General features: G+C 62.4%; 14 protein-coding genes and 1 tRNA gene. 11 read left to right on the forward strand and 4 right to left on the reverse strand.

Features of this window, described 5'->3' with window-relative positions; all coding sequences use genetic code 11:
• Positions 1-82 precede the first annotated feature (82 nt).
• Genes AAC077_RS03450 through AAC077_RS03460 form a run of 3 tightly spaced genes read right to left on the reverse strand, consistent with a single transcriptional unit; the run spans position 83 to position 1,599 of the window.
• Positions 83-700 carry an HD domain-containing protein gene (locus tag AAC077_RS03450; RefSeq protein ID WP_339766534.1) on the reverse strand — a complete coding sequence of 206 codons (618 nt, stop codon included), beginning with the start codon at positions 698-700 and terminating at the stop codon, positions 83-85.
• Between the two features lie 9 nt (positions 701-709).
• Complete coding sequence (locus AAC077_RS03455) at positions 710-946, reverse strand: hypothetical protein (protein WP_339766535.1); 237 nt, start codon at positions 944-946, stop codon at positions 710-712.
• Positions 946-1,599, reverse strand: coding sequence for an alpha/beta hydrolase (locus tag AAC077_RS03460; protein WP_339766536.1), 654 nt, complete (start codon positions 1,597-1,599; stop codon positions 946-948). The genes AAC077_RS03455 and AAC077_RS03460 overlap by 1 nt, the downstream gene beginning before the upstream one ends.
• 182 nt (positions 1,600-1,781) lie before the next feature.
• Here AAC077_RS03460 and AAC077_RS03465 point away from each other — a divergent pair, with 182 nt between their 5' ends.
• The 11 genes from AAC077_RS03465 (at position 1,782) to AAC077_RS03515 (ending at position 12,746) form a co-directional block, all read left to right on the forward strand.
• On the forward strand, positions 1,782-2,240 hold the full coding sequence (locus AAC077_RS03465) for an Rrf2 family transcriptional regulator (protein ID WP_339766537.1): 459 nt from the start codon (positions 1,782-1,784) through the stop codon (positions 2,238-2,240).
• A 70-nt stretch (positions 2,241-2,310) separates the two neighbouring features.
• Positions 2,311-3,378 carry an aminotransferase class V-fold PLP-dependent enzyme gene (locus tag AAC077_RS03470; RefSeq protein WP_339766538.1) on the forward strand — a complete coding sequence of 356 codons (1,068 nt, stop codon included), beginning with the start codon at positions 2,311-2,313 and terminating at the stop codon, positions 3,376-3,378.
• Between the two features lie 31 nt (positions 3,379-3,409).
• Positions 3,410-4,936, forward strand: a complete 1,527-nt coding sequence (sufB, locus tag AAC077_RS03475) for a Fe-S cluster assembly protein SufB (protein WP_339766539.1) — start codon at positions 3,410-3,412, stop codon at positions 4,934-4,936.
• 3 nt (positions 4,937-4,939) lie between these two features.
• Positions 4,940-5,740 (forward strand): polysaccharide pyruvyl transferase family protein, encoded by an 801-nt coding sequence (locus AAC077_RS03480; protein WP_339766540.1) that lies wholly within the window; start codon positions 4,940-4,942, stop codon positions 5,738-5,740.
• A 27-nt stretch (positions 5,741-5,767) separates the two neighbouring features.
• Positions 5,768-6,523 carry a Fe-S cluster assembly ATPase SufC gene (sufC, locus tag AAC077_RS03485; protein ID WP_339766541.1) on the forward strand — a complete coding sequence of 252 codons (756 nt, stop codon included), beginning with the start codon at positions 5,768-5,770 and terminating at the stop codon, positions 6,521-6,523.
• Complete coding sequence (gene sufD / locus AAC077_RS03490; protein ID WP_339766542.1) at positions 6,523-7,806, forward strand: Fe-S cluster assembly protein SufD; 1,284 nt, start codon at positions 6,523-6,525, stop codon at positions 7,804-7,806. The genes sufC and sufD overlap by 1 nt, the downstream gene beginning before the upstream one ends.
• On the forward strand, positions 7,806-8,291 hold the full coding sequence (locus AAC077_RS03495) for a YIP1 family protein (protein ID WP_339766545.1): 486 nt from the start codon (positions 7,806-7,808) through the stop codon (positions 8,289-8,291). Before sufD ends, AAC077_RS03495 begins: the two co-directional genes overlap by 1 nt.
• Positions 8,288-8,884 carry a YIP1 family protein gene (locus AAC077_RS03500; RefSeq protein WP_339766547.1) on the forward strand — a complete coding sequence of 199 codons (597 nt, stop codon included), beginning with the start codon at positions 8,288-8,290 and terminating at the stop codon, positions 8,882-8,884. The genes AAC077_RS03495 and AAC077_RS03500 overlap by 4 nt, the downstream gene beginning before the upstream one ends.
• The gene (locus AAC077_RS03505; protein WP_339766549.1) at positions 8,877-10,097 is read left to right on the forward strand and encodes a cysteine desulfurase; all 1,221 of its coding nucleotides are present in this window, start codon (positions 8,877-8,879) and stop codon (positions 10,095-10,097) included. The genes AAC077_RS03500 and AAC077_RS03505 overlap by 8 nt, the downstream gene beginning before the upstream one ends.
• Before the next feature lie 148 nt (positions 10,098-10,245).
• Positions 10,246-10,322 (forward strand) — tRNA-Arg (locus AAC077_RS03510).
• Between the two features lie 111 nt (positions 10,323-10,433).
• Positions 10,434-12,746 carry a Tex family protein gene (locus AAC077_RS03515; RefSeq protein ID WP_339766551.1) on the forward strand — a complete coding sequence of 771 codons (2,313 nt, stop codon included), beginning with the start codon at positions 10,434-10,436 and terminating at the stop codon, positions 12,744-12,746.
• A gap of 5 nt (positions 12,747-12,751) precedes the next feature.
• On the opposite strand, the gene AAC077_RS03520 is transcribed toward AAC077_RS03515, so the two are convergent.
• Positions 12,752-13,639 carry a LysR substrate-binding domain-containing protein gene (locus tag AAC077_RS03520; protein WP_339766553.1) on the reverse strand — a complete coding sequence of 296 codons (888 nt, stop codon included), beginning with the start codon at positions 13,637-13,639 and terminating at the stop codon, positions 12,752-12,754.
• Positions 13,640-13,644: the final 5 nt, after the last annotated feature.

Consider the following 13,644-nt stretch of genomic DNA (forward strand, 5'->3'; position numbering starts at 1 on the left):
CTTCTGCGGCCGGATGATTTCCGAACCACTTGCAAACAATCACGTGCGAGGATGCCGAGAGTTTCAGTTGCTGTAAAAAAAATTAGCGTTTTGCGAAAAAACCGGCCAGCAGCGGGCGCAGCCATGCCCACAGAACCGGTGCGCCACGGTTGATGGGGGTGCCGACGCGGGTGTCGAGCTGGTCCATCGTCACGTTGTATTCGATCCACGAGCCGCCACCACTGTGCAGGTTGCCCACGGGCGTCTGGGTGCGGTCGATGGCCTTGGCGAATTGGGCGTCTGGCGTCTCTGCGGCTTCGAACTCGTCCCACAGCGCGCGGAAATCGCGGGCCTGGTCGGCGGGCAGCAAGTTGAACAGGCGGTCGGCGGCGGCGGCTTCTTTCAGCGCCATCGCTTCATGATCGACATGGCCATGGATCGGCGCGTCACCTGCGTCTATCTCGACAATGTCGTGGATCAACAGCATCCGTAGCACGCGAGATACGTCTACATCCGGCCCGGCATGTTCCCCCAGAACGGCGGCATAAAGCATGATATGCCACGAGTGTTCCGCCGAGTTTTCGCGCCGCGAGTTGTCAAGCAACTTGGATGCACGCAGCACGCCCTTGAGCTTGTCCGCCTCGCGCAGGAATGTCATCTGCTGGTCCAGACGGTCGCGTTGATCGGTGGTCAGCTCCATCAGGGGCGCAGGTGCAGTCATCGGTCGGGCCTATACGTCGGTTTGGGTTTGGAACTCTTTCAGCTTCTTGACCAGAAACGCGCGGCCTTGTTGTTCCGCCAGCCGCGTGCGCACCGCCGTCAGAAACGCCTCTTCCAGCGTTTGCGACGATGCGCCCAGAACTTCACCCAGTTTCATGAACAATCTGTCATCGCCGATCTTGCGTTGAACGGCGATGCATTCTTCGGCCAGCTTGTTGGCCATGTCCTGAACGGATGGATCGGTCATCAGCGGCTGTTTTCGGTCAGACGGCGTTTCACATAGTCGGTGGTGGTGCCGATCAACGTGTCCAGGTGCGGCTCTTCAAAGAAGTGACCGGCGCCTTCGACTTCGGTGTGGGTGATCGTGATGCCCTTTTGCTCGTGCAGCTTGCTTACCAGCGCCGTGGTGTCGGCGGGCGGGGCCACGCGGTCGGCCGTGCCGTTGATCACCAGACCCGATGCGGGGCAGGGTGCCAGGAACGAAAAGTCGTACATATTCGCAGGTGGCGACACCGAAATAAAGCCGGTGATTTCGGGGCGGCGCATCAGCAACTGCATCCCGATCCACGCGCCGAACGAAAAGCCCGCGACCCAGCAATGTTTCGAGTTGTTGTTCATCGACTGCAAATAATCCAGCGCCGAGGCGGCGTCGGACAGCTCGCCAATGCCCTGATCGTATTCGCCCTGACTGCGGCCCACACCACGGAAGTTGAACCGCAGAACGGTGAAACCCATGTTGTAGAAAGCATAGTGCATCCGGTGAACCACCTTGTGATTCATCGTACCGCCAAACTGGGGGTGGGGATGCAGAATGATCGCAATCGGTGCGTCACGTTCTTTTTGCGGGTGATAGCGGCCTTCGAGGCGGCCTTCGGGTCCGGGAAAAATGACCTCGGGCATGGGCATCCTGTGATTTGGCGTTTCAAGGGCCGGATTTCTTGACGAAATCGCTCAGCTACCTTAGAACGGTTCTAAATGAAGCAACGGACAGCTCTGTCCCTTGCGGTTCGAATTGATGTAGGCCCTTGGCGCGCAGAGGTCAATCTGTCACTGCGTGCAGCGGACTTTGGAGGACGCAATACATGAAGCTGTCGACAAAAGGACGCTATGCGATGGTGGCGCTGTCCGACATCGCGTTGCAGCCCGAGGGGACTTTGGTCAGCCTGGGGGATATTGCGACCCGTCAGTCGGTGTCGTTGCCCTATCTGGAACAGTTGTTCGTCAAGCTGCGCCGCGCCAATCTGGTGGCATCGGTGCGCGGTCCGGGCGGCGGTTACCGGCTGGCACGGCCCGCTTCCGAGATCCGGGTGGTCGATGTTCTGGAAGCCGTCGATGAAAAGGTCGACGCCATGCACAAAGGGGCAGGGGCATCGGGCGGCACGTCGGGCAGCCGCGCGCAGTCGCTGAACAACCGCCTGTGGGAGGGGTTGAGCGCGCATGTCTACGTGTTCCTGCACCAGACGCGCCTGTCGGATGTGATCGACAACGAACTGGCCCCCTGTCCGGCGGTGCCGAACCTGTTTGCGCTGATCGACGAATAAAACGCGTTTGGGGGCGCTGCCCCCGTCCCTGCGGGACTCCCCCGGGATTTTTTGAACCAGAGAAGTGACAATGCGGATCTATCTTGATCACAATGCAACCAGCCCTTTGCGGGCCGAGGCGCGCGCGGCGATGATCGCGGCGATGGATGTTGTGGGCAATCCGTCCAGCGTCCATGCCGAAGGCCGCGCGGCCAAGTCGCTGATGGAGCGGGCGCGGGCGGATGTGGCCGAGGCCATGGGCGCGGTCGAGGCGGATATCGTGTTCACCTCGGGCGCGACCGAGGCGGCGGGGCTGGCCTGTGCGGGGCGTGATCTGGCGGGTGCAGCGGTGGAACATGACGCGGTGGGCGCTTGGGTGCGCGATGCGCTGGCCGTGGACGCGCAGGGGCGTGTGACGGTGGATGATGCGGGCACCTCTGTGTTGCAACTGGCAAACTCGGAAACGGGCGTTTTGCAGCAGGTGCCTGCGGGGATCGCCGTGTGCGACATGACGCAGGTCTTTGGCAAGCTGCCGCTGGATTTCACGGGGTCCGGTGCCCGCATGGCGCTGGTGTCGGCGCACAAGCTGGGCGGCCCCAAGGGCATTGGCGCGCTGGTGCTGCGGCGGGGGCAAGAGGTGCCCGCGCAGATCAAGGGCGGCGGGCAGGAAATGGGCCGACGCTCGGGCACGGAAAACATCATTGGAATGGTGGGTTTTGCCGCTGCGGCCAAGGCGGCTGTGCGCGATGTGGCGGCAGGCCGCTGGGACCGGGTTGCAGAACTTAGAAATATTCTAGAAAACGGGCTTGAGGCTGCGTCAAAGAAGACTATTTTTGTCGGGAAAGATGCGGGCAAAACAGAATCGCTGTCTGCGCCCGGTCGGCTGCCCAACACCAGCTGCTTCGTCACCCCCGGATGGAAGGGCGAAACGCAAGTGATGCAGATGGATCTTGCAGGGTTTGCCGTTTCGGCAGGGTCGGCCTGTTCCAGCGGCAAGGTGCGCGCCAGCCGCGTGCTGACCGCGATGGGCTATGCGCCCGCCGATGCTGCCAGTGCCGTGCGCGTGTCGCTGGGGCTGGAGACGACAGAAGATGATGTGCTGCGGTTCATAGAAGCATGGACCGGCAAGCTGAGAAAACACGAAGCGCGCGCTGCCTGAAGCGTGGCGCTTTAATAGAAGGAAGTCTGGTTTGGACAAAGTATTGGAAAATGACGGCGTTAAAGAGGGTGTCGACCAGGAAACGGTAGATGCAGTCCGCGAAGTGGGCGGTGCCTACAAGCATGGCTGGAACACCGACATCGAAATGGAATATGCCCCCAAGGGGCTGACCGAGGACATCGTAAAGCTGATTTCCGAGAAGAACGAAGAGCCGGCCTGGATGCTTGAATGGCGGCTGGAGGCATATGCGCGCTGGCTGACCAAGGAAGAACCCGATTGGGCGATGGTGGATTACCCTGAAATCGACTTTCAGGACCAGTACTACTATGCCCGCCCCAAAAGCATGGAGGTCAAGCCCAAGTCGCTGGACGAGGTCGACCCCAAGCTGCTGGAAACCTATGCCAAGCTGGGCATCCCGTTGAAAGAACAGATGATTCTGGCCGGTGTCGAAGGCGCGGAAAACGCCCCCGCCGAAGGTCGCAAGGTGGCTGTGGATGCGGTGTTCGATTCCGTGTCCGTCGGCACGACCTTTCAGGCCGAACTGAAAAAAGCCGGCGTGATCTTTTGCTCGATCTCGGAAGCGATCCGCGAATATCCGGATCTGGTGAAGAAATACCTTGGTTCGGTCGTGCCGGTCAGCGACAACTTTTATGCCACGCTGAATTCGGCCGTGTTCTCGGACGGATCGTTCGTCTACGTACCGCCGGGCGTGCGCTGCCCGATGGAGCTGTCGACCTATTTCCGCATCAATGCGGAAAACACCGGCCAGTTTGAACGCACGTTGATCATCGCGGACAAGGGCAGCTATGTGTCCTATCTGGAAGGGTGTACCGCACCCGCACGCGACATCGCGCAACTGCACGCCGCCGTGGTCGAGATCATCATCGAAGAAGACGCCGAAGTGAAATATTCGACTGTTCAGAACTGGTATCCCGGTGACGAGAACGGCAAGGGCGGCATCTATAACTTTGTCACCAAACGCGCCGATTGCCGGGGCGACCGGGCCAAGGTGATGTGGACGCAGGTTGAAACCGGCTCGGCTGTGACGTGGAAATACCCGTCGTGCATCCTGCGCGGGGATGATTCACAGGGCGAGTTCTATTCCATCGCCATCGCCAACAACATGCAGCAGGCCGACACCGGAACGAAAATGGTGCATCTGGGCAAACGCACCAAGTCGCGGATCGTGTCCAAGGGGATCAGCGCGGGCCGCGCGCAGAACACCTATCGCGGATTAGTGTCGATGCACCCCAAGGCCAAGGAATCGCGCAACTATACCCAGTGTGACAGCCTGTTGATCGGTGACAAATGCGGGGCCCACACGGTGCCCTACATCGAGGTCAAGAACAACTCGAGCCGCGTCGAGCACGAGGCGACCACGTCCAAGGTGGACGACGACCAGTTGTTCTATTGTCGGTCACGCGGCATGGACGAGGAAGAGGCCGTGGCGCTGGTTGTCAACGGGTTCTGCAAGGACGTGTTGCAGGCGCTGCCGATGGAATTTGCGATGGAAGCCCAGGCGCTTGTCGCGATTTCGCTGGAAGGGTCGGTGGGCTGATCCATGACGGCGGGTGATCCCATAGCCTTGCATTGGTGGAAGGCGGTGCCGAACTTCGGTGACGCGATCTCTGCCATGGTGGTGGCCCATGTATCGGGCCGCCCCGTGACCCATGCGGGTGCGGGCAAGGCAGATCTGTTCGCCATCGGGTCGATCATTCAGGTGGCGCGGCGTGCCCATCAAGAGCCGCGCGCCGATGGTGTGAAACCGTGGATATGGGGCAGCGGTATGCTGGCGCCGGTAAACCGCGATTTCCTGCCGCATGTGCAGATTGCGGCAGTGCGCGGGCCGGTGTCTGCGGCGCTGTTGCAGATCGAAATCGACAGCTTTGGCGACCCCGGTCTGCTGATCTCCGAAGTTGTCACAGATGTGCCCGAACGCACCGACCGCATCGGTATCGTGCCGCATCATACGTTGGTGGATGAGGCTGCCACACTGGCCGCCGATCTGGGCTATCTGCTGATCGACCCGCGTGGCGACGCCGCCGAGGTCTGCCGCCAGATTGCATCCTGTGCGCATGTGTTCGCGTCGTCCTTGCACGGGCTGATCGTGGCGGATGCGTATGGTGTGCCGAACACATGGGTCGCGCCCACAGGGCAGGGCCATCTGAAATACCACGACTATGCCGCCGGCGTGGGCCGCAGCCTGATTGCGCCCGTCGCCATGGGTGATATTGCAGGCTTCGACCGCGCCTCTGCCCAGCCACCGCAGGCCTATGCGCAGGGCATCGCCCGCGCCTGCGCCGTGTTGAAAACGAAATTCCCGGCACCTTTGCGTGCCGCTCCGCATATGGCGTCAGCTTGACGCCCCGAGATGAAGAAAGAGACTGATATGTTGAAAATCAATAACTTGCACGTGCAACTTGAAGAAGAAGACAAACAGATCCTGAAGGGTGTGAACCTTGAGGTCGAGCCGGGCAAAGTGCACGCGATCATGGGCCCCAACGGGTCGGGCAAATCGACGCTGTCCTATGTTCTGGCGGGCCGTCCCGGATACGAAGTGACCGAAGGCACCGCGCATCTGGGCGACGTTGACCTGCTGGACATCGAACCCGAAGAACGCGCCGCCGCCGGTCTGTTTCTGGCGTTCCAATACCCGGTCGAAATCCCCGGTGTGGGCAACATGACCTTCCTGCGCACCGCTGTGAACGCACAGCGCAAGGCACGCGGCGAAGAGGAAATGAGCGCCGCCGAATTCCTGAAAGTGATCCGCGCCAAGGCGAAGACGCTGAAGATCGACGCCGACATGCTGAAACGCCCCGTCAACGTCGGCTTCTCGGGCGGCGAGAAAAAGCGCAACGAAATCCTGCAAATGGCGATGCTTGAGCCCAAGATGTGCATCCTGGACGAAACGGATTCGGGTCTGGACGTCGATGCGATGAAGCTGGTCTCCGAAGGCGTGAACGCCTTGCGTGACGAAGGACGCGGGTTCCTCGTGATCACCCACTACCAGCGTCTGCTGGACCACATCAAACCCGACGTTGTGCACATCATGGCCGACGGTCGGATCATCAAAACAGGCGGCCCCGAGCTGGCGCTGGAAGTCGAAAACAACGGCTACACAGACATCCTGTCCGAGGTGGTGTAATGGCGGTCAAGAAACAGATCAACACAGCCGAGACCGAGGCGCGGATCGACACGCTGACCCTGCCGCAAGACGGCTGGTCGGCAGCGTCGCGCGCCGATGCACTGGCGCGTTTGCGCGCGATGGGCCTGCCGGGCCGTCGGGACGAATACTGGAAATTCACCCGCCCCGATGCGCTGGTTCAGGCGACAGCCGCCACAGCCGAGGTCGTGAACAACGACGAAACGCCGTTGATGGACGGCGAACCGTGTCTGCGTGCAGTGTTCGTGGATGGCGTGTTTGACGCCGATGCCTCGGACGATCTGGCGCTTGAGGGGATCGAGATCAGCCGTCTGGCCGACACCACGGCCGACATCCATTGGGCGCAATCGCTGCATGGGACGTTGGAAACCGCAGGGCAAACGCCCGTAGCGCGGCCCATTGCTGCGCTGGTCACGGCCTTTGCCACCGACGGTTTGCTGATCCGCGTGACGGGCAATCCGTCCAAGCCGGTGAACGTGATCTACAACCGCACAAGCGACAGCGCCGATGTGATGCTGCACCACGTGGTCAAGCTTGAGCAGGGCGCATCGCTGACCTTGCTGGAAAGCGGTCCAGCGGCGGCGCGCCTGAACACGGTGATGGAAGTGGACGTGGCCGATACGGCGGCCTTCCACCACGTCCGCACCCAAGGGCGCGATCACCAGCGTGTGGCCGCAACCCACGTGTTTGCGCGACTGGGCACCGAAAGCACGTTCAAATCCTTCACCCTGACCGCCAACGGCAAGCTGACGCGCAACGACTGCGTGCTTGAGCTGACCGGCGACGATGCGGTGGCCCATGTGGCCGGTGCCTGTGTGGGGGACGGTGATTTTCACCACGATGACACCGTGTTTATCACCCATGACGCGGTGAACTGCCAAAGCCGTCAGGTGTTCAAAAAGGTGCTGCGCAATGGCGCCACCGGCGTGTTCCAGGGCAAGATCTTGGTCAAGGCCGGCGCCCAGAAAACAGACGGCTACCAGATCAGCCAGTCGCTGTTGCTGGACGGCGACAGCCAGTTTCTGGCCAAGCCCGAGCTTGAGATTTACGCCGACGATGTGGCCTGTTCGCACGGCTCGACCTCGGGTGCGATCGACGAAGAGGCGTTGTTCTACCTGCGCTCGCGCGGTGTGCCCGAAGAGGCGGCAACGAACCTGCTGACACTAGCGTTCCTGGCCGAAGCGGTTCAGGAAATCGAAAACGAAGACCTGCGTGCCGACATCGAAACCCGCATGGCGGGCTGGCTCGAGCGTCACCGAAGCTGATGGCGGTCACAACCGACATCGTGGCCACCTATCGGGGGCCGGCTGCGGTGATCCGCAAATTGCTGGCGCAGGGTCCGCGAGAGGACCGTGCGCTGGTCTACGTGATGGCGGGCTGTCTGATCGTCTTTGTCGCGCAACTGCCGCGTCTGTCGCGCGAGGCGCATTTGACGGGGCAGGATTTCCAGATGCTGATGGGCGGCACGCTGCTGGCGTGGATCTTTATCATGCCGCTGGTGCTCTATGTGCTGGCCTTTGTCGCGCGGCTGTTGGGCCGCGTGCTGGGCGGTCACGGCACCGGATATGGCGCACGGCTGGCGCTGTTCTGGGCGGTTCTGGCCTCTAGCCCGCTGATATTGCTGCATGGTCTGGTTGCCGGCTTTATCGGCGTTGGTCCTGCGTTGACCTCGGTCGGTGTGGTCTGGCTGTCGGTCTTTGGCTGGTTCTGGATCAGCGGCTCGCTTGCTCAGGAAAGGGCGCATACATGACCTTGGGCGATATGAACTGGGGCGGGCTGGTGGCACTGACCCTGCGCAACCCGCGGGCTGCGGCGGCGCAACTGATCAACTGGCAATTGCCGCGCGGTGTCATCTGGATGGCACTGGTTCTGGTCAGTTGCATGAACGCGATCCTTGCGGGGCTGTCCGAGCTTTTGTTTCCCTCACCGGTGCCACTGCCGTCGATCCTGATGAACCCGCTGATGCTGTTCGCCTTGCTGGCGGGCGGGCTGTTGGTGACGGTTCATGTGCTGCACTGGGCCGGTCGTGTCGTGGGCGGGCAGGGTGCGCTGGAAGACATCGCAATCGTGCTGACGTGGCTGCAAGCCTTGCGTGCGGTGGGCCAGGCGGCCGTGGTGGTGCTGGCGCTTGTTTCGCCTGCATTGGCGGGCATGTTCGCCATGGCGGTGATGTTTGTGGGTCTGTGGATCATGGCCAATTTCATCGCACAGGCGCTGTCCTTTGCCTCCGCATGGAAGGCCTTTGGGCTGATGGTCGTCCTGATGATCGGCTTTATCTTCGGAATAATGATTTTGCTGGCCGTGACAGGGCTGGGAGTTTGGGGGCTGGATGCCAATGTATGATGTCGCAAAAATACGCGCCGATTTTCCGATCCTGTCGCGCGAGGTGAACGGCAAGCCGCTGGTGTACCTGGACAATGGCGCATCGGCGCAAAAGCCGCAGGTGGTGATCGACGCGATCACACAGGCCTATGCCCATGAATACGCCAATGTGCACCGTGGCCTGCATTACCTGTCGAACCTTGCGACCGACAAATACGAGGCCGTGCGCGGCACCATCGCGCGGTTCCTCAATGCAGGCTCCGAGGATGACATCATCTTCAACTCGGGCACCACCGAGGGGATCAACATGGTCGCCTATGGCTGGGCTATGCCGCGCCTTCAGCCCGGGGACGAAATCGTGCTGAGCGTGATGGAGCACCACGCGAACATCGTGCCCTGGCATTTCCTGCGCGAGCGGCAGGGCGTGGTGATCAAATGGGTCGACGTGGACAGCACCGGCGCGCTGGACCCGCAGGCCGTCATTGACGCCATCGGCCCCAAGACGAAACTGGTCGCCGTCACCCATATGTCCAATGTTCTGGGCACCCACGTCGATGTCAAAGCGATCTGCGCAGGCGCCCACGCCAAGGGCGTGCCCGTGCTGGTCGATGGCAGCCAGGCGGCCGTGCACATGCCCGTAGACGTGCAGGATCTTGGTGTCGATTTCTACGCCATCACAGGCCACAAGCTTTACGGCCCCTCCAGTTCCGGCGCGATCTACGTCCATCCCGACCGCATGGCCGAAATGCAGCCCTTCATGGGTGGCGGCGACATGATCCGCGAAGTCACCAAAGAAGCAGTCACCTACAACGACCCCCCCATGAAGTTCGAGGCCGGCACGCCCGGCATCGTCCAGATGATCGGCATGGGCGTCGCGCTGGACTATATGATGGGCCACGGGATGCAGGCGATTGCCGACCACGAGGCAACCTTGCGCGACTACGCCGTGCAGCGCCTTGGCGGTCTGAACTGGCTGCAAGTGCAGGGCACCACGCCGGACAAGGGGGCGATCTTCAGCTTTACCCTTGATGGGGCGGCCCACGCCCATGACGTGTCGACCATCTTGGACAAAAAGGGCGTCGCCGTGCGTGCAGGTCACCATTGCGCGGGCCCGCTGATGGAACACCTTGGCCAGACCGCCACCTGCCGCGCGTCCTTTGGCATGTACAACACCACCCAAGAGGTCGACGCGCTGGTCGATGCGCTGGAGTTGGCTCACGACCTCTTTGCCTGACCGCAAACTTCTTTTGGCGACAAATATCCCGGGGGACGCCCGCAGGGCGGGGGGCTGGCCCCCTTGGGCGTCCCCGGCAAACAACTGCACCATCGGGGTGATTTAACAATTGCAGCCCCGCACCCTCAAAGCTATACCGCCCCCTAGTGGACCATTAGCTCAGCTGGATAGAGCGCTGCCCTCCGAAGGCAGAGGCCAGAGGTTCGAATCCTCTATGGTCCGCCACTTCCCATCCCGAAAATCCGCTTAAGCTACAGCGCAAAGTCGCAGGCGTGGCTTGGCGAAGAACGCCTGCGGCGTTATCACAGGCGTCCGACTTTCAAAGGAATCTCCGCCATGACCGCCGTTGCAGATCGCATTGCCCGTACCATCGCCACCGACATCGACGCGCGGCCCGAACAGGTGACGGCGACCGTTGCCTTGCTGGATGGCGGCGACACGGTGCCCTTTGTCGCGCGTTACCGCAAAGAGGTGACAGGCGGGCTGGACGACACGCAGCTGCGCAAGCTGGCCGAACGTCTGGACTACCTGCGCGATCTCGAAAAGCGCCGCGCCAGCATCCTGTCCGAAATCACAAGCCAGGGCAAACTGACCGACGCGCTGGCCCGCGACATTGCCAGGGCGGACACCAAAGCGGTGCTTGAGGATCTGTACCTGCCGTTCAAACCCAAACGGCGCACCAAGGCGATGATCGCGCGTGAAAACGGGCTGGAGCCGCTGCTGCGTGCGATTCTGGCGGATCGTGCGGCAGAGCCCGTGGCGCTGGCCAAAGGGTATCTGTCCGAAACCGTCGAGACCGAAAAGGATGCGCTGACCGGCGCGCGCGATATTCTGGCCGAGGAGCTGGGCGAAAACGCCGCTTTGCTGGGCCGCCTGCGCCAGCTTATGCAGGCCGAGGCGCTGATCACCGCCAAGGTGAACAAGGGCAAGGAAGAGGTGGGTGCGAAATTTTCGGACTACTTCGACCATTCGGAAAAATGGGCCGCAATCCCGTCGCACCGGGCGCTGGCCATTCTGCGCGCCGCGAAAGAGGACATCGTGACCGTCGACATCGCCCCTGATCCCGACACCGGTCTGCCGCGTGTCATCGGGATCATCGCGTCGGAAATCGGCATTCCGGGCGACGGGCCCGGCGATATGTGGCTGCGCGAGGCGGCGGCGTGGACATGGCGGATCAAGCTGAGCGGGACCATGTTCATGGACCTTCTGACCGACCTGCGCCGCCGTGCCCATGCCACCGCAATCGAGGTCTTTGCCCGCAACCTGAAGGACTTGTTGCTGGCCGCCCCTGCGGGTGCACGCGCCACGCTGGGGCTGGACCCCGGCATTCGCACCGGCTGCAAGATCGCCGTGGTGGACCAGACCGGCAAGCTGATCGACACGGCAACGATCTATCCGTTCCAGCCCAAGAACGACCTGCGCGGGGCCGAAGAAACCCTGCTGCACCTGATCCGCAAACATGGCGTCGCCCTGATCGCCATCGGCAACGGCACCGCCAGCCGCGAATCGGAAAAGCTGGTGGGGGACGTTTTGAAACGTCTGCCCGCGGGCACCGCGCGCCCCACGCCGGTGATCGTGTCCGAAGCGGGGGCGTCGGTCTATTCGGCGTCGGAACTGGCGGCGCTGGAATTCCCCGATGTGGATGTGTCCATTCGCGGCGCCGTGTCGATTGCACGACGGTTGCAGGACCCTCTGGCCGAACTGGTCAAGATCGAACCGCAGGCGATTGGCGTCGGCCAGTATCAGCACGACGTCGATCAGCGGCAACTGGCGCAATCGCTGGCGGCGGTGGTCGAGGATGCGGTGAACGCAGTTGGGGTCGATCTGAACATGGCCTCGGCCCCCTTGCTGTCGCATATCGCGGGGCTGGGCCCGTCGCTGGCGCAAAACATTGTCACGCACCGCGATGCCAACGGCGCCTTTGCCACACGCAAGGCGTTGTTGAAGGTCGCAGGTCTTGGCCCAAAAGCGTTCCAGCAATGCGCCGGTTTCCTGCGCATTCCGCAGGGCGACGAGCCGCTGGATGCCTCGTCCGTCCACCCCGAAGCTTACGGCGTGGCGCGCAAGATCGTGCAGGCCTGCGGGCGTGACGTGCGGTCGATCATGGGGGACAGCGGCGCGCTGTCGGGCCTGCGGGCCGAACAGTTTGTCGACGACAGCTTTGGCCTGCCCACTGTGCGCGATATTCTGGCCGAACTGGAAAAGCCGGGCCGCGACCCGCGCCCTGCGTTCAAGACGGCCACCTTTGCCGAAGGTATCGACAGCATCACCGACCTGAAACCGGGCATGTCGCTTGAGGGCACGGTGACCAACGTCGCGGCCTTTGGCGCATTCGTGGACATCGGGGTGCATCAGGATGGGTTGGTGCATGTCAGCCAGTTGGCCGACCGTTTCGTCAAGGACCCGCACGAGGTGGTCAAGGCAGGCGACGTGGTGCGCGTGCGCGTGACCGAGGTCGACGTGCCCCGCAAACGGATCGGCCTGACGATGCGCAAAGACGGGGGCGACAAATCCGCCCCTCGTGCAGCCCCCGCCGACAGGCCGAAACCGCGCGGCAAAGCCCCCATGTCATCCGCCCCCAAGGCGGAGTCGCAAGGCGCATTCGGCTCGGCGCTGGCCGATGCGTTCAAGCGGCAGGGACCGAAATAACCCACCTAGCCGCCGCGCGTTGCGACCTCGTGCGCTTTGGCGATGCCGTAAAAGGCGTCGACGATCTGGTTCCGGGTTTCTTTCAGGCTGAACACCGTCTCGTGGGTGGCAAGGCCGCGCATCTCGACGATCGGCAACCGCGCCACACCGTCGGTGCGGCCGGTGCTGGCACGCCACATGAACCCCACGCCCAGCCCGTTTACGACCGCTTCGTACAACCCGTCGCGGGCGTCCAACGTCAGGAAGGGCTGCGGGGTCAGGTTGGCACGGGCAAACATCCGCTCCACCGCCCGCTGCGTGGACGATCCGCTGGCGCGAAAGATCAGCGGCTCGCGTGACAGCTGTGCGGCGGTGATCTCGGCGGCCTTGGCCAGCGGATGACCGGCGGGGGCAATGGCGATCACCTCGGACCTGGCCAGATGTTCGCGGCGAAAGCGCGGATCGGCGGGCACATCCGGCAGCACCCCGATGTCGCATTCGTGGTTCAGGACAGCGCGCGCGATTTTCTGGTGCGAGCCGGTTTCCACATCCAGCGTCACCCCCGGAAAGGCGCGGTGAAAGGCGGCAATCACCGCCATGCCCGGCATCGCGTTGCCCAACCCGATGGCAATGCGCCCTGCGCGCAAAGAAGACCGGCTGCGCAGCAAACGCTCTGCCTCGTCCTGCGCTTCGGCGGCGCGTTCGGCCAGATCGCACAGTTTCAGACACAGCGTCGTCGGGCGCAGTTGCCCTGATTCCCGCAAGAACAGGCGCAGGCCGAATTCTGCTTCCAATGCACGGACCTGGGCAGAGATATTGGGCTGCGTCACGCACAAAAGTCGGGCAGCGGCTGCGTAAGATCCGCCTTCGGCCACGGCGCGGATGGCGTTCAGACGGGCGGTGCTGAGGCTCATTTTTT

The sequence above is a fragment of the uncultured Pseudosulfitobacter sp. genome, from assembly GCF_963976325.1.
Taxonomy (GTDB): domain Bacteria; phylum Pseudomonadota; class Alphaproteobacteria; order Rhodobacterales; family Rhodobacteraceae; genus Pseudosulfitobacter.